We start from the raw sequence: 24,642 nt of genomic DNA, 5'->3' as shown, positions 1-24,642 counted from the left end.
CGTGCGTTATCTATCTAACGCCTGCATGCGCGCACTCGCTCCTAGTCTCGACGCCCCATCCACCGGCGCTGTACACAGCGCCCGCGCGAGACTGACCAATGACTACATCCCCCGCTCCACTGTTTTTCCCCGAGGCCCTGAATTCCTCCGATCGCTGGACCGAACTGGGCAAAACCCACGGGCTGACACACAAGCAATTGCAATGGCTCAGCCACCTGAAGCAGTCCAGCCACAAAAAACGCAGCGAACAAACCCCGCCGATGCACGCCGAGCGCATTCAGGTCAGTGCCGGCAGCCTGTCCGTGCCGCTGGCCGGCTGTTTCGTGCTGAGCGCCACGCCCGACGACAAGGGCGAGATTCTTTACACCCCCCATGCCGGCATCAAGAAGTTCGCCAACCGCACCGCCCTGTCCGACCACCTCCAAAAACAATTGGACAGCGCCGGCGAAGACCATGACCTGTTGGCCTTCATGTCGATATCCGCGCGTAAAATCCTGGCGGCGGCCAGCGATATCAGGCTGACGTTCCAGACCATCGACGGCGACATCTTCGAAGACCAGCGGGCCGTGATTCAAGGCAATCAACGTCAGAACGATCAGGCGATGATCGATGAGCTGCGTCAATTGCCATCACTGAACGCACTGCTCGACTCGCTGCTTGAAGGCTTGCTCAAGGCGGACTTCCCGCAAATGGATCAGCGCCGGACGCAGGTCAGTTTCTACATCGAGTCCGAGCCCGATACCCCCGCATCGCGTCACTTGGCCCGTTCCATGTCCCTGAGCGAAACGCTGCTGTGGTACTACCGTCATCAACGCTGGCCCGCCGGCGAGCACATTGAATTCACCCATCCGCAACGATCCCCACAGGCCGCCGATCAACAACGCTGGGATACCGCGATCCAACGCGCCACCGTCAGCCTGAACGGCCAGTTTTCCGCGCAGATCCAGCGTTTCTGGAACGAGGGGAGCGTCGACGGCGCAACAAGACGGTCATTTTTTGCACGGGCAATCGTGGAAAAGGCCCGCGCCGATCTGTTGCTCCAACGCGAAAACAGCGTCATCACGGCGCAACAGTGGCATGCGTTGCAACGCCTGATCGAGCCCGCCACTGCCTCTTCACTGACCCTGGAAACCGTACGTCTCTGGGAATACCAGCCCAATGCCGTCGAACTCGCCGGTTCCCTGATGATCAGCCAGGACAGTTCCAACGCCTTTCTGTACACCCCTGCCAAAGGCTTGCAGGTGCTCAAGGACTACGCGGACCTCAAGGCCACCCTGCGAAGAAAAACCACGGAAGCTGGCCACGACGATGAACTCTATGACCTGATGAGCCTGGAAGAGCGCAGCCTGTTCATCGGTTTCGATCAGGCGCAAGTCTCGGGGGCGGTGCTCAATGGCTCGGTGTTCACCACGCTGTTCGAAACGATCATCGGCAAACAGCTGCAAAACCTCGAATATGCGTTCCAGGTGTTCCGCAACAGCGACGGCGAGGTGAATATCCAGGCGTATTTCGACAAGGCGCTGGATATTCGCTCCATGATCGGCGAACAGCTGCTGGCACTCGACAGCCAGGGGCGCTGGAGTACCCGTCCCCTTGCGTCCGGCGCGCAGCCATCGCTGGTCTTGCGGGATACGGCGGACGGTTACGTGAAAACCTTTCTCGCCGTCGATCTGCCGGTGCGTGGCGAGATTTCCGCGCAACCGCTGGGTAATCTGGCGCTGCAACGCCAGTACCTGGAGTCCGCAAGGTCGCAGCTGGCCCAGGCCTTTGCCGTTGCCTTGCGCGGGGAAGCGGCGTTGCGCGAGCTCAGCGGTAGCCTGCGCAACGCCGATTGGCACATCGTTGACACGGTTTTCGACCCGGACCGGCCGGAGCGCAAAAGTCGCCCTGCCATTCGCGGTTTCTATCCCGATGCTTTTTCGCTGGTCCTTGCGTGCTCCGGTGAGAAAGAGCCGATGGAGCTGGCCAACTGCGTGCTGCTGACCGAACGTGGCGGGCTCGACGCGGAGCATTCCGGGCGGGCGATCCTGTGGACGCCGGGGACCGGACTGGAAGTTTTCAAAACCGTCGCCAGTGCGCGACAACAGCTGAATCAGCGCCTGCTCGATCCTCAGAAACGTCTGGCCCTGCTGGAAAATCTGCGCCCTGCCCAGCGCAAATTCCATCGCCGCTATTCGCTCGATTCGCTGCAGCTGATTCAGGGCAGCGTCCTGCAGCACATCGCCCAGTCGGCCATCGAGCTGTTTCTGGCGCGTAGCGAGCAGATCCGCTCCATGAAATTGCCCAATGCCAAGGAGTACCAGGCCCTGCGCGCATTGGCGCAGACCGGCATCGATACCAACGCCAGTCGAGCCACCTGGATCGCCCAGGCCATCAGCCAGCAACAATCGATGCCCGCGTGGCTGGGGCTGGCTCCGGTCGATGAGCAGAAACTGCACGTCGAACTGCTGCAGCAATACCGCAACAACGTCAGCGACGACCAGGATTACCTGCATGGCGTGCAGCCACTGGAAGACTACGTTCGACAGACCTTGAAAACCTTGCTGGCGACACGCTTCCCCAAAACCTCCGTTGACCCCGATTTGATCGAGATCACGCCCCGGCTGGCACTGGCGGGGCCTGCGCAAACCCTGACTCACTTCGCCCTGAATCACGTAAACGTCGCCCAGGGCACTGGCTTTCGGGTCACGGCCAAGGCCCCGCAAAAACTGCCGGAAGGCCTGAATCAGGCTGCCGTCACTCAACTGTTGCTGTCGCTGAATATCCATGGCGATTACGCAAAAAAGGTCACGGACGCCTTGTCCGGTAATGACTCGGCGCCGCGACAATTGCGCTTCGTCAAACAGCTGCCCTGGCAACTGCTGCAACATGCCCACGCCCTGAAGCTGCAACGTCAGCTGTCTTCCAGCGCGTTCGATCTGATCCTGCAAGTGCTGGACATGCCTGACGCCACCGCCCGGGCTGCGGTGACAGGCGCTCGCGCCATCGTCAGGCCCCTGGAACTGATCAAGACCGCCGGCGCCAAGGCCGTGCAGAGTCGCGGGCTGTACGTCATCAACCCTGATACGGCCAAACAGGGGCCGTGCATCCTCTATGCGCCCTACTCCCCGGGCTCGTTGTTCACCGAATTCGACAGCGAAGATGATCTGGTCGCAGCGCTCAATACACCGGGCTCCTTGCAGGACCTGCTGATTCGCCGATTGCCTGACAGTGAGCAGGTGTCCTTTCAGAACCTGCTCAAGTCGAGTCTCGGAGAGACCAGCGAAATCACCCTCGCGTCAACACCGATTGACGGTCATCTGCTCACGCAACTGTTCAAGGACAACACCCACCTGCTGACTCGGATGCTCGCCAGCCAGTCCCAGACCACAGGGCAATCGGACTGGGAGGCGGTCAGGCAACTGTTCAGTTCCGGCATCAAGCGCGCCTCCGGCCTGTTGCCCAGCAAACTCGGCTACATACGGTTCCTGTGGCAAGCCTTCGATGACTTCAGCGACTCGGCCGAAGCCTTGCAGGGTCAACGCTGGACCCGCGCCATCAAGCGTTTCATCGACGGTGCGGCGCAGATGGTGAGCCTGGGTGAGTTGTCACCGGAGGAGGTTTCCGATACCCCGCCTGCGCCAGCCGCTACGCCGGTCAAGACTCCACTGCGCGACCCGCAATGGCCGCGGATCGAATCGACGGCGCCGATACGTACGCTGCTGCAACCTTTCGAGGCCTCGACTCTGGCCTTGAAGGACTTGCACAAGGACACCACCGAAGGCACTTGGCTCGACCCTGCCACGAAGCTGCGATATGCCGCCGTCGCCGGAAAGGTCTATGAGGTCGCCAAGCCGGGTGCCGTCCTGCAAATCAGTCACGCGGCAAAAAAAGGCCCGGCGCTTCTGAAGTCACCCGGCGGACAATGGGTGCTGGCCCCGGACCGCCACACGGTGCACGACGGCAAGGCCTTGTCGAAAATGCTCAACGAATACGTGGCGGACCGAACCGTGCGCCGCACCTTCAACATCGAAGCCCAGGGCATGATGAGCATCCGCTTCAATTACCCGGAAAAGGCCCGCACGATCATTCAGGCCATCGATCTGGCGCGTTTTTATGCCCTCAATAGCCTGCACAATCTGGCCCAGGCCCGGAGCCTGCAACAAGGAACGCGACTGGACGGCTTGCTCAGGGTGTTCTTTGACGTACCCAAGGTCGATATCAGCCTGCTGGACAAAATCGGCAAGGCCGTCATCCCGCTCTGCAAGGCCTTGGTGGACCCCAACGAAGAGTTGCTGAACAGCGAGCGTTTCGTCGTCGGCTCCATGCGCGAAGCGGGCGACAGGACCAGCGCGTTTGTGATCGATGATGATGAGCGCAAACAAGTGCATTTCTCCGACGCCTTCTTCAAGCCCCAATTGGAAATTTATGAAGGGTTTCTCACTGAACCCTTCGACATCGACGGGCATGCCCAGGCCGCCATTCTCATCCACGAGTTTTCGCATATCTTTGCGAAAACCCTGGACATGTCCTATCTGGAAGCGAGACGGCCATTCAGCGATTTGATCGCCGAGCAAACCAGCCTCGGCGCGCAGATGAAGAGCACCCAGGAGAGCTTCCAGCGCAATGCCTTGTCCCAGGCGACACCTAGAGAACAGCTGTTCGCGCGCTGGAACAGCCAACTCAAAGCCTGGATCAGCCTGGATGCGATCGAGGGCATTGAGCACGTGGGCAAGGAAATCCTGAAAATAACCGGCGGAAAGACTATGGAGGAGGCACGAAGCGCATTCCGCAACCCGGTCAATCCGGACGCGCGCATCGCCGTCATCCTGCGCAACGCCGACTCCGTCGCACACCTGATCTGCCAGATGGGCCGCCAGCTGGACCCCGCCGCTTCCTGATTTCAACCACCCCCTGTAGGAGCGAGCACGCTCGCGATGGTCGTCAACGATAACGTTGGCTGCCTGACACCCCGCGGTGTTCCGGCCACCATCGCGGGCAAGCCTCGCTCCCACAGGGATTACGGCAGGATTCAACAAAATATCGGTACATTTGATGGGAAAATGCCATGACCGATGTTCTCGCCAGCGGTCCTCACGGTTAGAATGGCCGAAATCAGGATGAGTCAATGACCGACCACTCTCTCTCCCAAGCCGAATACGACGCCATCACCGATGCCGCTGCGCACTGGTGCATGCGTCTGCACGCCGATGACTGCACGCCGCAGGAGCGCCTGGCGTTCGAGCAGTGGCTCGATGCCGATCCGCTGCACGCGTTCGAATACGAAGCCATGCTGGAAATCTGGGAAGTCGCCGGGGATTTGCCGCGGCCGGAACCGGTGGTCGTGCCTATGGTTCAAGTGCCGATTTCCAAAGCCCGGCCTCGTACAGCCTGGCAAACCTACGGCATGGCCGCCGCAGTGTGTGCCATCGCCCTGCCGCTGGCCGCTTTCAGTGGCTGGAATCTGGGTTGGCTGCCTGATTCGTATGAGCACTTCGCCGCCACCGACAATGTGCGTCAGGTCACCTTGAAGGACGGCAGCCAGGTCGAGTTGAACCTGGGCAGCGAGCTGACCTGGAGCAATTACAAGGATCATCGTCAGGTCACCCTGAACAAGGGCGAAGCGTTCTTCAGCGTCAGTCACGACACCCGCCACCCGTTCATCGTCAAGGCAGCCGAAGGCCGGATCCGGGTTACCGGGACCAAATTCAACGTCTGGATGTATGAAGACCAGGTCAAGGTCAACCTGATCGAGGGCTCGGTGCTGGTCAGCAGCAACGACGATCTGCCGGGAGACGGCTTGCGCCTCGGCCCGTCGATGCAGGCCAGCTATCGCCATGGCGACTACATTCCACGGATCAGCCAGACCTACGACAACGACAGCTCGCTGGCCTGGCGCAGTGGCAAGCTGGTGCTGGATAACCTGGCGCTGAACGAAGCCCTGCCGCTGATCAACCGCTATCTGGAAACGCCATTGATGGTGGCCGACAACAGCACCGGCGCCATCCGCATCGGCGGCATCTACAACATCAAGGAACTCAACAGCCTGGTGGCCACGTTGCCCAAAGTGCTGCCGGTGTACCTGACGCGCAACAAGGAAGGCAACCCGGTCATCAACTCCATTCCGCAGCGCACGCCCAAAAGCTGAGGCCTACACCCCTGGACGGTGATTGGTAACCCTGAGCCCCGCGGCTGCCACAAAACCTTGTGGGAGCGTGGCTTGCCCGCGAAGGCGTCAGACCAGTCAGCATCCATGTCGAATGTGCCGGCCTCTTCGCGGGCAAGCCCGGCTCCCACAGGTTTCTCTGTCGATCAAAAAATCTGTGAAACACACAAAACCCTGTGGGAGCGTGGCTTGCCCGCGAAGGCGTCGGCACAGTCAACACCGATGTTGAATGTACCGACCTCTTCGCGAGAACAAGCCCGCTCCCACAGGGACCGCAGTCAGTGCTGGAATTTATTGTTTCGCCACCTTCCCATCCTGCTCACGAATGGTCTGCACCTGGTAATTCGGGTCCGCCATGATCTGCTGTTCGGTAAACGGCAGCACGCTCAACTGCTTCTTCGAAAACGCCAGGGTCTGGTCATTGGCGTATTTCGACGCCGGATCACTGGACAGCGAAAACGCCAACACCCCTTTGGCCTGAGGCCCCTTGTCGTCGAAGGTGACGATTTGCAGATAGCTGGTGCCGCTGACCACTTCGCGCTTGCCGTCGGTGCGAGGCACGCTCTGGATGGCGTTGTACACCCCCAAGGCTCCCGGCCCGCCGTGGATCGGCGTTTCCCGGTCGCCGCGACTGACCACCTGTATATCGCCCCAACGGCTGTCCGGCTTGAGACCCGCTGCTTTGACCTGCTCGACCGAAGCCAGCATCGCCTGGCGCAACGCCTGTGCCACGGCCGGCTTATCCACCGCCAACCCGCGCGGGGTGTGTTGCGGATCCTGCGGATCGAAGGCCACTCGCCAGACATCCTCCGCCTGCTCCAGCCCCTCCATCACATTCTGGAAATGCACGAAGCCCAGGCCGCTTTCCAGATTAGCCCTGCGATCCCAGGTTTTGAGGCTGGCGCACAGCGGCGCCAGGGTTTGCGCATCGGCGCCCAGATCACCCGCGCAGAATTGCAGCAGGTCCGGCATCACCTGTCCGGCCTGGTACACCTCATCGCCCAGCACCATCCGCTGCAGATCCGCCACACCCAGCGTGCCGACCGAAGCCAGGCTGTTCAGGGCAAAGCGCGAACGCAGGCCCAGCGGCTGGCTGTCCTGGCTGATCAGCGGCGAGTAACCGGTCAAAGGTTGCGCCGGGTTGGCCATCCACGCCGAATCGTTGGAGTGCTGCACGAAATCCTTGCGCAGCAGTTGCGGCAACTTGTCCGAGGCATAAATGCCCTTCTGCGCCGCCTGCGGGTCGATGTCCCAGGCACAGGCGCTGTTGGAGCCGTCGAGCACGATCATCTGCAGGCCGATGCGCGGATCGCTGCATTGCGCCAGCTTCTCGGCGCTGACATTCGGCACCACCGACAGGTTCATGTACAGGGTTTGCCCCTTGTCGTCCGCCGCCAGGGTGTTGACCCACGGAATGCCCTGGATTTTGTGCACCGAATCCTGGAATGCCTGGAGGCTGTCGGCCTGGTTCATGGCGTACCACTGCGCAAGGACGCGGTCGTTGTCCAGATTGGCGTCGCGCAGGCTGTAGGCGAACTGCTTGTCCCAGTCCAGCTTGCCCGGCCACTGCACGATCGGTCCGAACTGCGAGCTGTAGACCACATGGGAAATGGACTTGATCGAACCATCTGCCTGCTTCACGTCAACGCTCAGCGTCTGTTTCTGCAGAGGCAGGGATTTGCCGTCGAGCAGGTAGCGCGCCGAATCCTTGGGGTCCAGCTGCAGGCGGTACAGGGTGAAGTGCTTGGACGAGTCCACGGTGTGGGTCCAGGCCAGGTGCTGGTTGAAACCGATGTTGATCATCGGCAGACCTGGCAAGGCGGCGCCCATCACGTCCAGCTTGCCGGGAATGGTCAGGTGCATCTGGTAGAAACGCATGCCGCCAACCCACGGGAAATGCGGATTGGCCAGCAACATGCCGCGACCGTTGAACGAACGCTCACTGCCCACCGCCACCGCATTGCTGCCGCGGTCGAGGGCGAAACGCTGCATGCGTGTGTCGGCCAGCTGGAAGGCCGTCTGTTTGCCGTCATTGCCGGCGACAGCGGCCGGCGGCGTGGCGCCCGCCAGGGCTTCGGCGAATTGCCCGACACCACCTTCCACCAGCAGGCGACGGGTCAGTTTCACCAGATCCTGGGGAGTGATGTCCCGCGCCCACTCGCCCTGGCATTGCTGTGGCAGACCCTGGCCGCGACGCTCGGCCAGCGAAAGGTTGTAGCCGGCCACGTATCCTTCGATCAGTTCGCGCACCTGCGGGGTTTGCGCCCGCCAGAAGCCTTCAACCGCCTGCGGGGTGTTCAGCCAGGTGAAAAACAGGTCACTGACCAGATTCTCGCGTTCCTCGACCGTCAACTGATCCGGGCCGAAATAGCGCGAGCGTTGACCGTTCACCGTGGCGATCTCGTTGGCCAGCAAACAGAGGTTATCCTGAGCGTAGGCATAGCCGATTCCAAACCCGAGCCCCCGTTCGTTTTCAGCCCGAATATGCGGCACGCCAAAACTGGTCCGACGGATATCGGCACTCGCCTGCTCCGGCTGGCTGCGGGCATTCGCCGCAAGACTCAGCCCCAGAAACATGCCTGCCAGGCTCAACCTGGTTAACTGGCTGGAAATAATCACACTCGCTCCTGATCGAAAAACGATGATGACCGTTCTGCGTGTCGATACGCACGGCACATCCATTCAAGGACGAAGCAAACGCAAAAAATTTAGGCGGCAGAACCGCCATTTGGCGGCGCCTTCAGGACGGGTAAAACCATGATGACGAAATTTCTACATTTAAGTCTTCATGATTGGGGTCGCTCATACGTCTTGTCTTGTAAGAGCGCCCATTTTCCTGATCAGGCTCTGAAAAGGAGTTTTTCCATGTACAACTCGCAACTGCCAACGGATGGTGGAAACGCACCAAAGAAGTCTTCCATCGGGGTCGGTGTCTTTGAGCCGCGTGCCGAGCGCCAAGGCAACGAGCGGATCCGTTTTCTGCTCAAGAGTTTTGGCCTGCGAACCAGTCTGATTCGCCTCAAAGTCATCGATGCCCTGCTGACGGCCGCCGAAAGCGACCGTAGCCTGGGAGTTCGTGGCGTGCACACGCATTTGCTGGAACTGGATATTCCGCTGTCGTTCCTGAGCGTGAGAGAAGTGTTGAAACGCCTGAACAGCGAGGGCGTGATCGTACTCAACGCCGACAAGAGCTACAGCCTTGATCCACGGGCTGCGGCGGTGTTGCAGGATCACTGATCAACCACACTCCCACAGACGACATGTTCTCTCTGTGGGAGAGAGCCTGCTCGCGATGGAAGCCCGGACACCGCTGGCATTCAGACAGCCCGCGTACTCATTGACCTCCATCGCGAGCAGGCTCGCTCCCACAAATGATCGCATTCCCACAGGTGGCAAGTGGGATCCCTCGTGCTCAGGGCTTCACCTTGCGCCGCATCACGCCATTGATCACCACCACGACCACCGCCACACCAATGGCGATGTACTGGAACTGCTTTTCATTGATGACACCGGTGTTCTGCAAATACGTCAAACCGAACATGGTCGCCAACACTGCCACGGCGATCAGAATCGAATACTTCAAACGTTGCGACTGAGTCATGGATATTTCCTGAAGATAAATCGAAGCGGCGAGAACCGGCTCGCTGCCGAGTAACGCTGCATGTTACAGCCGATAACGATTTTTGGCTTTATCCCAGGGCATCAGCGGCCAAGCTGACAAATTTGTAATGTCCCCCTCATCTGCCTGACAGCCTTGATCTACCATCATGAGACTGTTCTGCTTTGTAGTATCTCGAAACAAACCTTGAATGCCTGTCCGGGAAAACCGGTCAGAATGCGTTATTTTTCGCCCGCCATCCGAGACACCTGCCGACATGCGAACCTCTCTGCGTCTGGCTGCCTTGAGCGCCCTGTTCATCTCCTCCCTAGCCCAGGCCGCCGACCTGATTCCCATCGAAGTCCACCGCGATGCCAACTGCGGCTGCTGCAAGAAATGGATCAGCCACCTGGAAGCCAACGGTTTCAAGGTCGAAGACCATGTCGAAACCAACATGAGCGAATTCAAGCAGCAGCACGGCGTGCCACCGCGCCTGGCGTCGTGTCACACCGGTTTGATCAACGGCAAATTCGTCGAAGGCCATGTACCGGCCGATCAGGTAGTGGCCTTGAGCAAACGCGATGACTTGCTGGGTGTCGCCGCTCCCGGCATGCCCATGGGCTCGCCGGGCATGGAAATGGACGGCATGAGCGATGCCTATCAGGTGATCGGTCTGAAGAAAGACGGCACGGATGTAGTCGTGGCGGACTACCCCGCCCATTGATTTTCGGCGCCTACTTCGGTCTTTTCGTCGCGGCTTTCGGTGCCGCGACACTGTTGCCACTGCAATCCGAAGCGGTATTGGTCGGTCTGCTGCTGAGCGACAAATACTGGCTGTGGTCGCTGCTGGCGGTAGCGACCCTGGGCAATGTCCTCGGTTCGCTGGTGAACTGGTGGCTGGGGCGAGCCATCGAGCGCTTTCGTGATCGGTGCTGGTTTCCGGTCAGCCCGGCTCATCTGGAAAAGGCCCGGGTTCACTATCAACGCTACGGCCACTGGTCGCTGCTGCTCAGCTGGGTGCCGGTGATCGGCGATCCGCTGACCCTGGTCGCAGGCGTAATGCGCGAACCGCTGGGGCGATTCCTATTGATCGTGACCCTGGCCAAGGGCGCCCGGTATGGCGTATTGGCACTGGCCACCCTGGGCTGGATGGGTTGAACCAACCGCTGTGGCGATTGCCTCTTTAATGTCGCCCTAATCGTGCCGATACAGCATCGGCGGATTTCAACCGGAGTTCATCCATGCCCATGCCCCTCACCCGCTGGCTGCCCGGCCTGCTGCTGACCGCCGCCCTGCCCGCCATCGCTCACGCCGAAGGCCCTGCCTACGGTCCCGAGCTGCAAGGTTTCGAATACCCCTACACCGTCAAGCATTTCGCATTCGAGTCCCAGGGCCAGTCCCTGCAAATGGGCTATATGGATGTCGCCGCCCACGGGAAGGCCAATGGCCGCAGCGTGGTGCTGATGCACGGCAAGAATTTCTGCGGCGCCACTTGGGAGACCTCGATCAAGGCCTTGAGCGACGCCGGTTACCGGGTCATCGCGCCGGACCAGATCGGTTTCTGCACCTCCAGCAAGCCTGCACACTATCAGTACAGCTTCCAACAATTGGCCAGCAACACCCAACAATTGCTTAAGGCTCTGGGCATCCAGAAGGCCACGCTGCTCGGCCATTCCACCGGCGGCATGCTCGCCACCCGTTATGCGCTGCAATATCCCGAGCAGGTCGAACAGCTGGCGATGGTCAACCCCATCGGCCTGGAAGACTGGAAAGCCCTCGGCGTGCCTTATCGCACGGTGGATCAGTGGTACGAGCGTGAGCTGAAGCTCAGCGCCGACGGCATCCGCACCTATGAACGCAACACCTATTACGGCGGGCGCTGGAAGCCTGAATTCGATCGTTGGGTCGACATGCTCGCCGGCCTGAACAAAGGCCCGGGGCATACACAAGTCGCGTGGAATTCGGCCCTGATCTACGACATGATCTTCACCCAACCGGTTTACTACGAATTCCAGAACCTGAAGATGCCCACGCTGCTTCTGATCGGGACGTCCGATACCACCGCCATCGGCAGTGATATCGCGTCCCCCGAGGTCAAGGCCAAACTCGGTCATTACGACCAGCTCGGCAAACAGGTGGCAAAACTGATCCCCCAATCGACCCTCGTGGAATTCCCCGGCATGGGCCACGCGCCGCAGATGGAAGAACCGGCAGAGTTTCACAAGGCGTTGCTTGGCTGGCTGAACAAAACCAATCCCGTGCGTTGAAGAGGTAAGGCTGATGGCGGTGCAGATTGCAGTGATTGACGATTGGCAGGACGTGGCCCGCGATGTGGTCGACTGGTCGGTGCTCGAACCGATCGGTGAGGTGAGTTTCATCCACGACTACCCTGCCGACAACGCAACGCTGGCAAAACGTCTGGGTGATTTCGAAGTGATTTGCGTGATGCGCGAGCGCACCCGCTTCGACGCGGAACTGCTCAAGAGCTTGCCCAAGCTCAAGCTGCTGGTGACCGGGGGCATGCGCAACTTCGCCCTCGACCTGGACGCCGCCAAGGCGCTCGGTATTCAGGTGTGCGGCAGCGACAGCTACAAACACGCCGCCCCGGAACTGACCTGGGCGCTGATCATGGCGGCGACCCGCAATCTGGTGAACGAAGCCAATTCGTTGCGCGCAGGGAAATGGCAACAAGGGTTGGGCGGCGATCTGCATGGCAAGACCCTGGCGGTGCTGGGCCTTGGCAGCATCGGCCAGCGTGTCGCGCAGTTCGGTCAGGTGTTCGGCATGCGCGTGATCGCCTGGAGCGAAAACCTTACTGCCGAACGCGCCGCACAAGCGGGTGTGACCTATGTCACTAAGCAGGAACTGTTCGAACAGGCCGACATCCTGTCCGTGCACCTGGTCCTCAGCGACCGCTCCCGCGGCCTGGTAGACGCCGAAGCCCTGAGCTGGATGAAACCCACCGCCCTGCTGGTCAACACCGCACGTGGGCCGATCGTCGACGAATCTGCCCTCATCAAAGCCCTGCAAAAACGCCACCTTGCCGGCGCTGCACTGGATGTGTTCGAAGTTGAACCGCTACCCACCAACCACCCGTTCCGCACCCTGGAAAACGTCTTGGCCTTACCGCATGTCGGGTATGTCAGTCAGCAGAACTATCAGCTGTTCTTCTCGCAGATGATCGAAGACATACAGGCCTGGGCAGCCGGTGCGCCGATCCGACCACTGAACTGAGACCGCCCTACTGTAGGAGCGAGCATGCTCGCGATGGTGGTCAACGATAACGCTGGCTGCCTGAATGCCCGCGGAGTCCTGACGTTCATCGCGAGCAGGCTCGCTCCCACAAAGTCATGCACCGCAATGGTGCAAGCCAAGTGTCCACCCACGCACACCGATGTGACATTTGTGCTTCATTTCCTGCCAATTTCCCAAAAAAACCTGCACTTCGTCGGCGCGTGCGCACCAGTTTCCGGCACGTCCGTACCTCTTTAAACCGATTGTCGAACAATTTTGCCATTCGCGCTTTACCGCTCTAAGTTCTGGTCTAGGCTGAGTTTCGCAAGCCAGAACCGGTCGGTCACAAAGCGGAAAAATATTCGAAACTTTTGCCGTGAACGGCTGGTCGAATGAAAAGACGGTGCGTTGCGACTGGTGCAATCCTTGCAATGGCTTATCCACCCATTCTGCTTCAGCGCATGGGCAGTGTTTGCTCACCGATGCGGGGCGCTTTTGTGCCCGACCACAGGACGTGGATTCAGGGCCCTGTTTACAAGAACTAGTGTTTGCCAGAGCTAAGAATTAGATCAACGACACGGGAGATTCATATGATCAGTGCGGCATTGGATATACAGGGAGAACGTGCTCACCCGCACGTCGGCGAATCGAGCGTCGTGATTGCTCCCACTGCACAGTCGATCAGCGTTCCCGTCACCCGAACGCTGACACCAGCGGTCAGTGCAAATCCCAACCGGAAGAAAGTGTTGTTCGTCACCTCGGAAATTGCCGATCTGGTGAAAACCGGCGGCCTGGGTGACGTGTCTGCCGCCCTGCCCCGGGCCATGACCCACCTGCATGACGTGCGTGTGTTGATCCCCGGTTATCCGCAGGTGATGCACAGTGAAAACCCGATTCATATCATCGGCGAACTGGGCGGACATGCCGCACTGCCACCCTGCAAGATCGGACGCATGGACATGCCCGATGGCCTGGTGATCTACGTGTTGATCTGCCCCGAACTCTACGAGCGCGAAGGCTCGCCTTACGGCGCCAACAACGGTCGCGACTGGCCGGACAACCACATCCGTTTCGCCCGCCTGGGTCTGGCCGCCGCCGACATCGCCGCCAACCTGGCACAAATCCACTGGTGCCCGGACCTGGTGCACGCCCATGACTGGCCCGCCGGTCTCGCCCCCGCCTATATGCACTGGCGCGGGCAGCGCACGCCGACCCTGTTCACCATCCATAACCTGGCCTATCAGGGCGTGACCAGCCTGGGCTCCTGCCCGGAACTGGGCATACCGCAGCACGCGCTGCAGCAGGAAGGCATGGAGTTCTACGGCAAGATGTCGTTCCTCAAGGCCGGCATGGCCTATTCGAGCCACATCACCACCGTCAGCGCCACCTACGCCCAGGAGATCACCACTCCGGCCTTCGGTTGCGGCCTGGACGGCTTCCTCGCCTCCAAGACCCAGCAAGGCCAGCTCAGCGGCATCCCCAATGGCATCGACGAGAGCTGGGACTCGGCCACCGACGCTCACCTGTTCCGCCCCTTCGCCATCGGCGACTGGGAAGGCAAGACCGTCAACGCCGACCACGTACGCAAGCTGTTCGGTCTGAACCCCAGCGAAGGCCCGTTGTTCGCCGTGGTTTCGCGTCTGGTCTATCAGAAAGGCCTGGACCTGACCGAAGCCGTCTCCGAATTCATCGTCAAAAACGGCGGCCAGATCGCGATCATCGGTCGTGGCGAGCCTGAAGAAGAACAGGCCATGCGCGAACTGGCGCTGCGCTTCCCCGGCGAGATCGGCGTGCGCATCGGCTTCAACGAGACCGACGCCCGTCGCATGTTCGCCGGCAGCGACTTCCTGCTAATGCCATCGCGCTATGAACCTTGCGGTCTGAGCCAAATGTACGCCCAGCGTTTCGGTTCTCTGCCGGTGGCGCGAAATACCGGTGGTCTGGCCGACACCATCGAAAACGGTGTCACCGGCTTTCTGTTCGATGAATCCACCGTGGAAAGCTACGAAGAGGCCCTGAGCCGCGCGTTCAAGGTGTTCGCCTTCCCGGAACTGCTCAACGCCATGCGCTGCAAGGCCATGACGCAACCTTTCAACTGGTGCCAGGCCGTCGAGCCCTACGCCGATCTCTACGAAAAGCTCGTCGCCCGGGCACTGGGGAAATCGCACAAACAGTAAAAAGAGGCTTTCAAGATGCCGTTACGGACCCTTGAGACCTGGCCCCACGGCGCAATCATGCTGGACGCTGAACACACGCAATTCGCGTTGTGGGCGCCAGATGCGTTTTACGTCAGTGTCGAATTGGAAAATGGACAGTCCATGCCGTTGTTGCCCCAGGCCGACGGCTGGTTCGTGATCAACACCCGCTGCGAGGCGGGTACGCGCTACCGCTATAACATCGACGGCGAACTGGAGGTGCCCGACCCGGCCTCCCGCGCCCAGGATGGCGATGTGCACCGGCACAGTGTGGTGGTCGATCCCCACGCTTACCGTTGGCGGCACAGCACCTGGCTGGGCCGTCCGTGGAATGAAGCAGTGATCCAGGAATTACACGTCGGTGCCCTCGGTGGTTTTGCCGCCGTCGAGCAGCACCTGGCGCGCCTGGTCGAACTGGGTATCACCGCGATCGAACTGATGCCCGTGGCGCAGTTTCCCGGCGAGCGCAACTGGGGCTACGACGGGGTGCTGCCCTACGCGCCCCAGGCCTCCTATGGCAGCCCCGAACAGCTCAAGCACCTGATCGACACCGCCCACGGCCACGGCCTGGCGGTGATTCTCGACGTGGTGTACAACCACTTCGGCCCCGACGGCAATTACCTGCATCGCTACGCCAAGGGCTTTTTCAATGAAGACAAACACACGCCCTGGGGCGCGGCCATCGACTTCCGCCGCCGCGAGGTGCGGGATTTCTTCATCGATAACGCCCTGATGTGGCTGCTGGAGTACCGCTTCGACGGCCTGCGCCTGGACGCGGTACACGCCATCGAAGATCCGGATTTCCTCCAGGAACTGGCACAGCGGGTGCGCCAGCAGATCGATCCGCCGCGTCACGTCTGGCTGATGGTGGAAAACGAGCACAATCAGGCGAGCCTGCTGGAGCAAGGCTATGACGCCCAGTGGAACGACGACGGCCACAACGCCCTGCATGTACTGTTGACCGGCGAAACCGATGCCTACTACGCCGATTACGCGCAAAATCCCACCGAACAACTGGCCCGCTGCCTGAGCCAGGGCTTCGTGTTCCAGGGCCATATCAATCGTCATGGCCAAAGCCGTGGCGAAGCCAGCGGACACCTGCCACCCAGCGCTTTCATCCTGTTCCTGCAGAACCACGATCAGATCGGCAACCGCGCTTTCGGCGAGCGCCTGCATCAACTGGCGCATCCCGACGCCTTGCGCGCCGCCACCGCGCTGCTCCTGCTGTCGCCGATGATCCCGCTGTTGTTCATGGGCGACGAATACGCCGCCGAGCAGCCGTTCCTGTTTTTCACCAGCCATAACGGTGAATTGGCGCAACTGGTGCGCGAAGGCCGGCGCAACGAATTCGCCGCCTTCAAGGCGTTCGCCGATCCCCGTCAACGCGAACGCATCCCCGATCCGAATGCGCCGCAGACCTTCGAAGCGTCCAGACCTACACTCAAAGACGCAGGCGTTTCGCGTACCGAAGCGCTGTATCGACAGCTGCTGCAGATCCGCCACCGGCACATCATCCCGCGTCTGCCCGGCGCCCAGGCGCTGGATGCCGAGGTATTGGCCACAGGCGCGGTATCGGCGCGCTGGCTGATGGGCGATGGCAGCCAATTGCGTATCGACCTGAACCTCAGCGACGTGCCGGTGGTCCACTCACCGCACACCGATGCGCAACTGTTATTCGAACAACCACCACGTGGCCAGCAAGAACAGGGCACGCTTTCGCCATACAGCGCGCTCGTTAGCCTCAAGGCCGCGCCCCCTTTGCTACCCCCGAACGGAGAGCGTGAATGAGCGATGCGCAACTGGAAATCCTCGCCAGCCGGGCGGGCCTGGCGGTCGACTGGATCGACGCCAACGGACGCCAGCAAAAGGTCGCCCCCTCGGTCTTGCGCAACGTTCTGACCGGGCTCGGCCATCCGGCCGGCAGCGCCCAGGAAATCGACGCCAGCCTGGTGGAATTGCAGCAAGCGCAAGAGACCCTGACCCTGCCGCCACTGATCACCGCCGACGTCGGTATCGGCCTGAATCTGGCGCACTTTTTCGAACCGCACACGCCGTGCGAGATTCACCTCGAAGACGGCTCGCAACTGAGCCTCAAGCTTGATGCCGAAGCCACCCTGCCGGGAATGATTCCGGTGGGCTATCAGCATGTCAGCATCGACGGCCAGAACTTTACCCTTGCCGTGTCTCCCGAGCGCTGCTTCAGCGTAGGAGACGCCGTGGACTCGCCGATCCCGCGGGTCTGGGGCCTGAGCGCGCAACTCTATTCCCTGCGTCGCACCGGCGATGGCGGGTTCGGCGATACCCTGGCGCTGGAAGAACTGGCCCGGGTGGCGGGCGAGCGCGGCGCCGAAGCCCTGGCGATCAGCCCGCTGCATGCCATGTTCGCCGCCGACACCGGGCGCTACAGCCCCTACTCGCCCTCCAGCCGTCTGTTCCTCAACAGCCTGTATTGCGCGCCCGGCGCGATCCTGGGTGAACGTGCGATGCGCGCAGCCATCGACGCCACCGGCCTGGCGGACGAACTCAGAGAACTCGAGCAGCGGCCGCTGATCGACTGGCCGGCCGCCGCCAACGCCAAGCAACGCCTGCTGCACGCCCTGTACGAAGGTTTCATCCAGGGCGAACACCCGCTGCACGCCGACTTCAGCAGCTTTCGTCACGCTGGCGGCGAAGCCCTGGAAAATCATTGCCGGTTCGAAGCCATTCAGGAGGTCCGCGCCGCCAAGGGGGAAAACCTCGACTGGCGGCAGTGGCCCGAACAATGGCGCGATCCGCGCAGTGCCGCCCTGGCCGAATTCGCCGAAGAAAACGCCGAGCGCATCGGCTATTTCGCCTTCTGTCAGTGGCTGATCGACCGCAGCCTGGAACGCGCCCAGACCGCCGCCCGCAGCAGTGGCATGAGCATCGGCCTGATTGCCGACCTCGCCGTCGGCGCCGATGGTGGCGGCAGTCAGGCCTGGAGCCGCCAGGATGAATTGCTCGCCTCGCTCACTGTCGGCGCGCCGCCAGACATCCTTAACCGCAGCGGCCAGGGCTGGGGCATCTCCGCGTTTTCCCCCGAAGGCCTGGTGCGCAACGGCTTTCGCGCCTTCATCGAGATGCTGCGCGCCAACTTCGCCCACGCCGGCGGCCTGCGCATCGACCATGTCATGGGCCTGCAGCGGCTGTGGGTGATCCCCAACGGTGCACCGCCCGCCGATGGCGCCTATCTCTATTACCCGATCGACGACCTGCTACGCCTGCTGACCCTCGAATCCCATCGCCATCAGGCCATCGTCCTCGGCGAAGACCTCGGCACCGTGCCCGACGGCCTGCGGGAAAAGCTCATCGCTCGCTCGATGCTGGGCATGCGCGTGCTGCTGTTCGAACAGGACAACACCCACTTCAAGCCGATCCTCGACTGGCCGGACAACGCGCTCGCTACCACCAGCACCCACGACCTGCCGACCCTCAACGGTTGGTGGCATGGACGTGATATCGACTGGAGCGCCCGCTTGAACCTGATCGATGCCAACGGCGAAATCGAATGGCGCCAGCACCGCGAAAGGGAGCGTGAAGGCCTGCGCCGGGTCCTGACCCAGGATCCGCAGAACTTTCGCGAGGAATCCCACGAAACCGATCAGGTACTGGATGCCAGCGTGCGTTTCCTCGGCCACACCCGAGCGCCGCTGGTGCTGTTGCCGCTGGAAGATGCCCTGGGCATCGAACAGCAGGCCAACCTTCCCGGCACCATCGATACCCACCCCAACTGGTCGCGACGCCTGCCCGGCTACAGTGAAATCCTGCTGGACAATCCGGACGCCGCGCGGCGCCTGGAACTGCTGGCCTGCGCGCGACTCCAGGCCGCAGAGCGTGATTCATGACGGTGCAGTCCACTCCACAACCGATACGGGCGACCTTGCGCCTGCAATTTCATAAAGGCTTTACCCTCGACGACGCAGTTGCACTGGTGCCGTACTTCGCCAGGCTCGGCATCAGCCACGTGTATGCCTCGCCGCTGCTGAGTGCTCGCGCCGGGTCGATGCATGGTTACGACGTGGTGGACCCAACCACGGTCAACCCGGAGCTGGGCGGTGAGGCGGCCCTGCGTCGTCTGGTCAGTGCGTTGCGCGGCCAGCAAATGGGCCTGATCCTCGATATCGTCTCCAACCACATGGCCGTCGGGGCCAGCGACAATCCCTGGTGGCTCGACCTGCTCGAATGGGGCCGGCTGAGCCCCTACGGCGAATTCTTCGACATTCAGTGGCATTCACCTGACCCGTTGATGGAAGGCCAGTTGCTGTTGCCATTCCTGGGCAGCGACTACGGCATCGCCTTGCAGGACGGCACCCTGCCCCTGCGTTTCGATGCCGGGCGCGGCGCGTTTCATGTCGAACATTACGAGCACCATTTCCCGATCTGCCCCAGCCATTTCGGCGAACTGCTCAAGAGCGACGCCGAACCGCTCAAGGCTCTGGCCGACCGTTTCAGCACCCTGAGCTATCAGACCGATGCCCACGGACTGGCCATTCCCCTGAAGGAAGAGCTGCGCGAACTGGCCCGTGATCCGGCCATCCTGAAAGCCATCGAACAGCACCTGCAAAGCTACGACTCGACCACGCCCGAAGGCTTCGAAAAGCTGCACGATCTGCTGGAGCGCCAGAGTTATCGCCTGGCCAGCTGGCGCACCGCGGCGGACGACATCAACTGGCGGCGCTTTTTCGATATCAACGAACTGGGCGGACTGCGGGTCGAAAGGCCCACTGTATTCGAGGCGACCCACGCGAAGATCTTCGAACTGGTGGCCGATGGCTTGATCGACGGTCTGCGCATCGACCATATCGACGGGCTTGCCGATCCCCGGGGTTACTGCCGCAAGTTGCGGCGGCGCGTGGATCGTCTGGCGCCAGGCCGGCATTTGCCGATCTACGTCGAGAAAATCCTCGGCGAAGGTGAAACCCTGCGCCGCGACTGGTCGGTGGACGGCACCACCGGTTATGAATTCATGAATCAGCTGTCGCTGCTGCAACACGATCCCCAGGGCGAGCAGGCCCTCGGCGATCTGTGGCAGCGCTACAGCGAGCGCCCGGCGGACTTTCGCCAGGAAGCGCAACTGGCCCGCCAGCAAATCCTCAACGGTTCCCTCGCGGGTGATTTCGAAAGCGTCGCCCAGGCCCTGCTGCAAGTGGCCCGGGATGACCTGATGACCCGCGACCTGACCCTCGGCGCGATCCGCCGCGCGTTGCTGGAACTGATCGTGCACTTCCCGGTTTACCGCACCTACATCAGCCCGCTCGGGCGTTCGGCCCAGGATGAAGTGATCTTCCGCCAGGCCATGGACGGTGCCCGGCAAACCCTGGGCGAGGCCGACTGGCCGGTGCTCGATTGCCTGGCCGGCTGGCTGGGAGGCGAGCCTTGGCGCAAACGCCCGGCGGGACGGGCCCGCAAGCGCCTCAAGCATGCCTGTGTGCGTTTCCAGCAATTGACCTCGCCGGCAGCGGCAAAGGCCGTGGAGGACACCGCGTTTTATCGCTCGGCGGTCGTGCTGTCACGCAATGACGTCGGTTTCAGCACCGAGCAGTTCAGCGCCCCGGTGGCCGATTTTCACGGCGCCTGCACCCAGCGCCTGGCCGAATTCCCCGACAACCTCTTGGCCACCGCGACCCACGACCACAAGCGTGGCGAAGACAGTCGCGCGCGCCTGGCGGTGTTGAGCGAGCGCAGTCGCTGGTACGCCGAACATGTCGGTCTGTGGCGCACCCTTGCCCGACCGTTGCGCGACGATGACCTGGCACCGTCGGCCGGCGACGAACTGATTCTGTATCAGGCACTGCTTGGCAGCTGGCCACTCGAACTGGGTATCAATGATCCAGCAGCCCTCGAGGATTACGCCGAGCGCGTCTGGCAATGGCAACGCAAGGCTCTGCGCGAAGCCAAGTTGCAAAGCAGTTGGAGCGCGCCGAACGAGGCCTACGAACAAGCCTGCGAAACCTTTCTCAAGCGCCTGTTGCTGACGCCCGAGGGTGAACTGCTGCGCTCGGCCCTCAGCAAGGCCGTGCAAACCATTGCGGCCCCCGGCGCACTCAATGGCTTGGCGCAAACCTTGCTGCGCATGACGGTGCCCGGGGTGCCGGATCTGTATCAGGGCAATGAGTACTGGGACTTTTCCCTGGTCGACCCGGACAACCGCCGCCCCGTGGATTACGCCGCTCGACAACAGGCGCTGCAGCAAGCGGCGGCGTTGCCGGAGCTGCTGGCGAACTGGCGTGACGGGCGCATCAAGCAAGCCTTGATTGCCCGCACGCTGGGCCTGCGCGCCGAGCACCCGGAGCTGTTTCGCCGGGGGACTTATCAGCCTCTGGAGGTCACGGGCAGCCAGGCCCATCGGGTGCTGGCGTTCGTTCGAGAACAGGCGGGAAAGCGGGCAATCGTGATCGTACCGATCCGCTGTGCTTCATTGCTGGAAAACGGTGCCGAACCGCAGGTCGATGCTTCGCAGTGGGGCGATACGCGGGTTCATTTGCCGTTCACAACAGAGGAAGAAAATCTCAAGGGACTTTTTTCAGGCTCCGCAGTCACAACACAAAAGGAGCTGCTGGTCAGCGCCGCGCTGGGGGACTTCCCGGTCAATCTGTTCATCCAAATTACCGACACTTGAGTTGTTCAGGAGCAATGCGATGAGTACCCAAGATAAACGCATCCGCGAGTTCGCCTATCAGATCTGGGAGTCCGAAGGCAAACCCGAAGGCCAGGAAGCCCGCCATTGGGAGATGGCCAGCAAACTGGCCGAAGCCGAAGCGTTGGCACCGAAAAAGGCGCCCAAGGCGACGGGCAGCAAGACCCCGGCCAGCAAATCCGCCGCAGCCGCCAAGACGCTCAATGGCAAGGCCGGCGAGCCGAAGGCCAAGGTCACCAAGGCCAAGCCAGCCGCTGCGGCATCGGTGATTCCGCCCGGGGAAAAGGCCGCCGAGAAAAAGCCCCGCGCCCCGCGTAAACCGCCCGCGGCCTGATGCTTTAACCGATTTGAACTGATTGATTTGAGTGGCGAGTGCGCTCGCCACAAGGGTTTCGTTTGCCCTATGAAAACTTCCTGAACTTGTGCAAGACCTGTGGGAGCGGGCTTGCTCGCGAAAGCGGCAGAACAGCCAGCATCAATGTCGACTGACACTACGCCTTCGCGAGCAAGCCCGCTCCCACAGGTAGCGCAAACCCCGCAGTTATCCGCCTTGCAGGAGCACCTATGACCCGCCCCAAAAAAGACACCCCGGCACCCCATGAGCCCTCGCGTATCCGCGAAGGCCTGCCCTTCCCGTTGGGCGCGACCTGGGATGGTCTGGGGGTCAACTTCGCCCTGTTTTCCGCCAATGCCACCAAGGTCGAGCTGTGCATCTTCGACGATGCCGGTGAGGTCGAACTCGAACGCATCGAGTTGCCGGAATACACCGACGAGATCTACCACGGCTACCTGCCGGACGCTCATCCGGGATTGATCTACGGCTACCGGGTTTACGGCCCGTATGACCCGGCCAACGGTCATCGCTTCAACCACAACAAACTGCTGATCGACCCCTACGCCAAGCAACTGGTGGGCAAGCTGAAGTGGTCCGAGGCGCTGTTCGGCTACACCATCGGCCATCCTGACGCCGATCTCAGTTTCGATGAACGCGACAGCGCGCCCTTCGTGCCCAAGTGCAAGGTGATCGACCCGGCGCACACCTGGGGCAACGATCATCGGGTCAGTGTGCCGTGGGACAAGACCATCATTTATGAAACCCACGTGCGCGGTATCACCATGCGCCACCCCGCCGTTCCCGAGAACGTGCGCGGCACCTTTGCCGGGTTGATGGTCGACGACGTGCTCGAACACATCCGCAAGCTCGGCGTGTCCACGGTCGAGCTGCTGCCGATCCATGCCTTCGTCAACGACCAGCATCTGTTGCACAAGGGCATGACCAATTACTGGGGCTACAACAGCATCGCCTTTTTCGCCCCCGACCCTCGGTACCTGGCCAGCGGCAAGATCGCCGAGTTCAAGGAAATGGTCGCGCACCTGCACGAAGCCAATCTGGAAGTGATCCTCGACGTGGTCTACAACCACACCGCCGAGGGCAACGAACAGGGGCCGACCCTGTCCATGCGCGGGATCGACAACGCCTCGTACTACCGCCTGATGCCGGACGACAAGCGCTTCTACATCAACGATTCCGGCACCGGCAATACCCTGGATTTGAGTCATCCGTGCGTGCTGCAGATGGTCACCGACTCCCTGCGTTACTGGGCTTCGGAGATGCATGTCGACGGTTTCCGTTTCGACCTGGCGACGATTCTCGGGCGTTATCACGATGGCTTCGACGAGCGTCACAGTTTCCTTGTCGCCTGCCGGCAGGATCCGGTGCTGCGGCAGGTGAAGATGATCGCCGAGCCCTGGGATTGTGGCCCCGGCGGCTATCAGGTCGGTGGCTTTCCGCCGGGTTGGGTGGAATGGAACGACAAATTCCGCGACACCGTGCGCGCCTTCTGGAAAGGCGACGATGGCCAGCTGGCGGACTTCGCCAGCCGCATGACGGCCTCCGGCGAGATGTTCAATCAACGGGGGCGCAGGCCATATGCGTCGGTGAACTTCGTCACCGCCCATGACGGTTTCACCCTCAACGATCTGGTGTCGTACAACGACAAGCACAACGAGGCCAACGACGAGAACAACCAGGACGGCAGCAACAACAACCTGTCCTGGAACCATGGCGTCGAAGGCCCCACCGACGATCCCGAGATCAATGCCCTGCGCCACCGGCAGATGCGCAATTTCTTCGCCACCCTGCTGCTGGCCCAGGGCACGCCGATGCTGGTGGCCGGCGACGAATTCGCCCGCACCCAGGACGGCAACAACAACGCCTATTGCCAGGACAGCGAGATCGGCTGGGTCAACTGGGACCTGAGCGAAGACGGCAAGGCGTTGCTCAAGTTCGTCAAACGCCTGATCAAGTTACGCCTGGCTTATCCAATCCTGCGTCGCGGACGTTTTCTGGTGGGCAATTACAACGAGGACATCGGCGTCAAGGACGTGACTTGGCTGGCGGCAGATGGCACGGAAATGACCACCGAACACTGGCACGACGCGCACAATCGCTGCCTGGGCATGCTGCTGGACGGGCGAGCTCAGGAAACCGGCATCCGACGCAAAGGGGGCGATGCCACGCTGTTGCTGGTGGTCAATGCGCATCACGACATCGTCAACTTCAAGTTGCCGGAAGTGCCTGATGGCGGGTTCTGGACGTGCATGATCGACACCAACCAACCGTCGATTCGTGGGCAGGAGCGGTTTGAGTTTGGGCATGAGTATTCGGTCACAGGCCGATCATTGCTGCTGTTCGAGTTGCAGCACGAAGAAGAGGAGTAAACAGGCCCTTGTAGCAGCGGGCGAAGCCTGCGTCCGGCTGCGAAGCAGTCGCCAATTCAGACACTGCGGCCTATCAGGCGGATCGAGTGCACAG

The 24,642-nt window shown here is 61.4% G+C and carries 15 protein-coding genes; 13 read left to right on the top strand and 2 right to left on the bottom strand.

The window, feature by feature from the left end:
- Positions 1-98 precede the first annotated feature (98 nt).
- A complete protein-coding gene (locus tag ACW9JE_RS11320; RefSeq protein WP_457432783.1) occupies positions 99-4,880 on the top strand; it encodes a dermonecrotic toxin domain-containing protein in 4,782 nt (1,593 codons plus the stop codon).
- 227 nt (positions 4,881-5,107) lie between these two features.
- On the top strand, positions 5,108-6,127 hold the full coding sequence (locus tag ACW9JE_RS11315; RefSeq protein ID WP_224536542.1) for a FecR family protein: 1,020 nt from the start codon (positions 5,108-5,110) through the stop codon (positions 6,125-6,127).
- A 309-nt stretch (positions 6,128-6,436) separates the two neighbouring features.
- On the opposite strand, the gene pvdQ is transcribed toward ACW9JE_RS11315, so the two are convergent.
- Entirely contained in the window at positions 6,437-8,764 is a 2,328-nt protein-coding gene (gene pvdQ, locus ACW9JE_RS11310; protein WP_224536540.1) for a bifunctional acylase PvdQ, read from the bottom strand.
- 246 nt (positions 8,765-9,010) lie between these two features.
- Between pvdQ and ACW9JE_RS11305 the strand changes: the two genes are divergently transcribed.
- Positions 9,011-9,382: a fe2+ zn2+ uptake regulation protein gene (locus ACW9JE_RS11305; protein WP_224536538.1), complete on the top strand. Its 372-nt coding sequence runs from the start codon at positions 9,011-9,013 to the stop codon at positions 9,380-9,382.
- 175 nt (positions 9,383-9,557) lie between these two features.
- Here the strand turns inward: ACW9JE_RS11305 and ACW9JE_RS11300 are convergent, their stop codons facing one another.
- Positions 9,558-9,746 carry a hypothetical protein gene (locus ACW9JE_RS11300; RefSeq protein WP_224536536.1) on the bottom strand — a complete coding sequence of 63 codons (189 nt, stop codon included), beginning with the start codon at positions 9,744-9,746 and terminating at the stop codon, positions 9,558-9,560.
- 274 nt (positions 9,747-10,020) lie between these two features.
- Here ACW9JE_RS11300 and ACW9JE_RS11295 point away from each other — a divergent pair, with 274 nt between their 5' ends.
- The 10 genes from ACW9JE_RS11295 (at position 10,021) to glgX (ending at position 24,548) form a co-directional block, all read left to right on the top strand.
- Positions 10,021-10,467 (top strand): DUF411 domain-containing protein, encoded by a 447-nt coding sequence (locus ACW9JE_RS11295; RefSeq protein WP_224536534.1) that lies wholly within the window; start codon positions 10,021-10,023, stop codon positions 10,465-10,467.
- Positions 10,467-10,901 carry a YqaA family protein gene (locus ACW9JE_RS11290; protein WP_224536565.1) on the top strand — a complete coding sequence of 145 codons (435 nt, stop codon included), beginning with the start codon at positions 10,467-10,469 and terminating at the stop codon, positions 10,899-10,901. Before ACW9JE_RS11295 ends, ACW9JE_RS11290 begins: the two co-directional genes overlap by 1 nt.
- Before the next feature lie 83 nt (positions 10,902-10,984).
- On the top strand, positions 10,985-12,010 hold the full coding sequence (locus tag ACW9JE_RS11285; protein WP_457432782.1) for an alpha/beta fold hydrolase: 1,026 nt from the start codon (positions 10,985-10,987) through the stop codon (positions 12,008-12,010).
- 13 nt (positions 12,011-12,023) lie between these two features.
- Positions 12,024-12,977, top strand: coding sequence for a D-2-hydroxyacid dehydrogenase family protein (locus tag ACW9JE_RS11280; protein WP_457432781.1), 954 nt, complete (start codon positions 12,024-12,026; stop codon positions 12,975-12,977).
- A 590-nt stretch (positions 12,978-13,567) separates the two neighbouring features.
- Positions 13,568-15,154: a glycogen synthase GlgA gene (gene glgA / locus ACW9JE_RS11275; RefSeq protein ID WP_224536526.1), complete on the top strand. Its 1,587-nt coding sequence runs from the start codon at positions 13,568-13,570 to the stop codon at positions 15,152-15,154.
- A gap of 15 nt (positions 15,155-15,169) precedes the next feature.
- Positions 15,170-16,960 (top strand): malto-oligosyltrehalose trehalohydrolase, encoded by a 1,791-nt coding sequence (gene treZ / locus ACW9JE_RS11270; RefSeq protein ID WP_457432780.1) that lies wholly within the window; start codon positions 15,170-15,172, stop codon positions 16,958-16,960.
- Complete coding sequence (gene malQ / locus ACW9JE_RS11265) at positions 16,957-19,035, top strand: 4-alpha-glucanotransferase (RefSeq protein WP_224536522.1); 2,079 nt, start codon at positions 16,957-16,959, stop codon at positions 19,033-19,035. The genes treZ and malQ overlap by 4 nt, the downstream gene beginning before the upstream one ends.
- Positions 19,032-21,809, top strand: coding sequence for a malto-oligosyltrehalose synthase (locus tag ACW9JE_RS11260; RefSeq protein WP_457432779.1), 2,778 nt, complete (start codon positions 19,032-19,034; stop codon positions 21,807-21,809). Before malQ ends, ACW9JE_RS11260 begins: the two co-directional genes overlap by 4 nt.
- Before the next feature lie 19 nt (positions 21,810-21,828).
- A complete protein-coding gene (locus tag ACW9JE_RS11255; RefSeq protein WP_224536519.1) occupies positions 21,829-22,161 on the top strand; it encodes a DUF2934 domain-containing protein in 333 nt (110 codons plus the stop codon).
- Between the two features lie 230 nt (positions 22,162-22,391).
- Entirely contained in the window at positions 22,392-24,548 is a 2,157-nt protein-coding gene (glgX, locus tag ACW9JE_RS11250; RefSeq protein WP_224536517.1) for a glycogen debranching protein GlgX, read from the top strand.
- Positions 24,549-24,642 lie beyond the last annotated feature (94 nt).

The organism is Pseudomonas sp. SDO55104_S430 (assembly GCF_054070595.1).
The sequence above is the reverse complement of the archived record's forward strand: the minus strand, read 5'-3'. Positions and strand labels throughout refer to the sequence as shown.

Bases quoted from the DNA above. Each gene is read 5' to 3' on its own strand.
- ACW9JE_RS11320 (WP_457432783.1), top strand. From the start codon at position 99: ATGACTACATCCCCCGCTCCACTGTTTTTCCCCGAGGCCCTGAATTCC.
- ACW9JE_RS11315 (WP_224536542.1), top strand. From the start codon at position 5,108: ATGACCGACCACTCTCTCTCCCAAGCCGAATACGACGCCATCACCGAT.
- ACW9JE_RS11305 (WP_224536538.1), top strand. From the start codon at position 9,011: ATGTACAACTCGCAACTGCCAACGGATGGTGGAAACGCACCAAAGAAG.
- ACW9JE_RS11300 (WP_224536536.1), bottom strand. From the start codon at position 9,746: ATGACTCAGTCGCAACGTTTGAAGTATTCGATTCTGATCGCCGTGGCA.
- ACW9JE_RS11295 (WP_224536534.1), top strand. From the start codon at position 10,021: ATGCGAACCTCTCTGCGTCTGGCTGCCTTGAGCGCCCTGTTCATCTCC.
- ACW9JE_RS11285 (WP_457432782.1), top strand. From the start codon at position 10,985: ATGCCCATGCCCCTCACCCGCTGGCTGCCCGGCCTGCTGCTGACCGCC.
- ACW9JE_RS11280 (WP_457432781.1), top strand. From the start codon at position 12,024: ATGGCGGTGCAGATTGCAGTGATTGACGATTGGCAGGACGTGGCCCGC.
- glgA (WP_224536526.1), top strand. From the start codon at position 13,568: ATGATCAGTGCGGCATTGGATATACAGGGAGAACGTGCTCACCCGCAC.
- treZ (WP_457432780.1), top strand. From the start codon at position 15,170: ATGCCGTTACGGACCCTTGAGACCTGGCCCCACGGCGCAATCATGCTG.
- malQ (WP_224536522.1), top strand. From the start codon at position 16,957: ATGAGCGATGCGCAACTGGAAATCCTCGCCAGCCGGGCGGGCCTGGCG.
- ACW9JE_RS11260 (WP_457432779.1), top strand. From the start codon at position 19,032: ATGACGGTGCAGTCCACTCCACAACCGATACGGGCGACCTTGCGCCTG.
- ACW9JE_RS11255 (WP_224536519.1), top strand. From the start codon at position 21,829: ATGAGTACCCAAGATAAACGCATCCGCGAGTTCGCCTATCAGATCTGG.
- glgX (WP_224536517.1), top strand. From the start codon at position 22,392: ATGACCCGCCCCAAAAAAGACACCCCGGCACCCCATGAGCCCTCGCGT.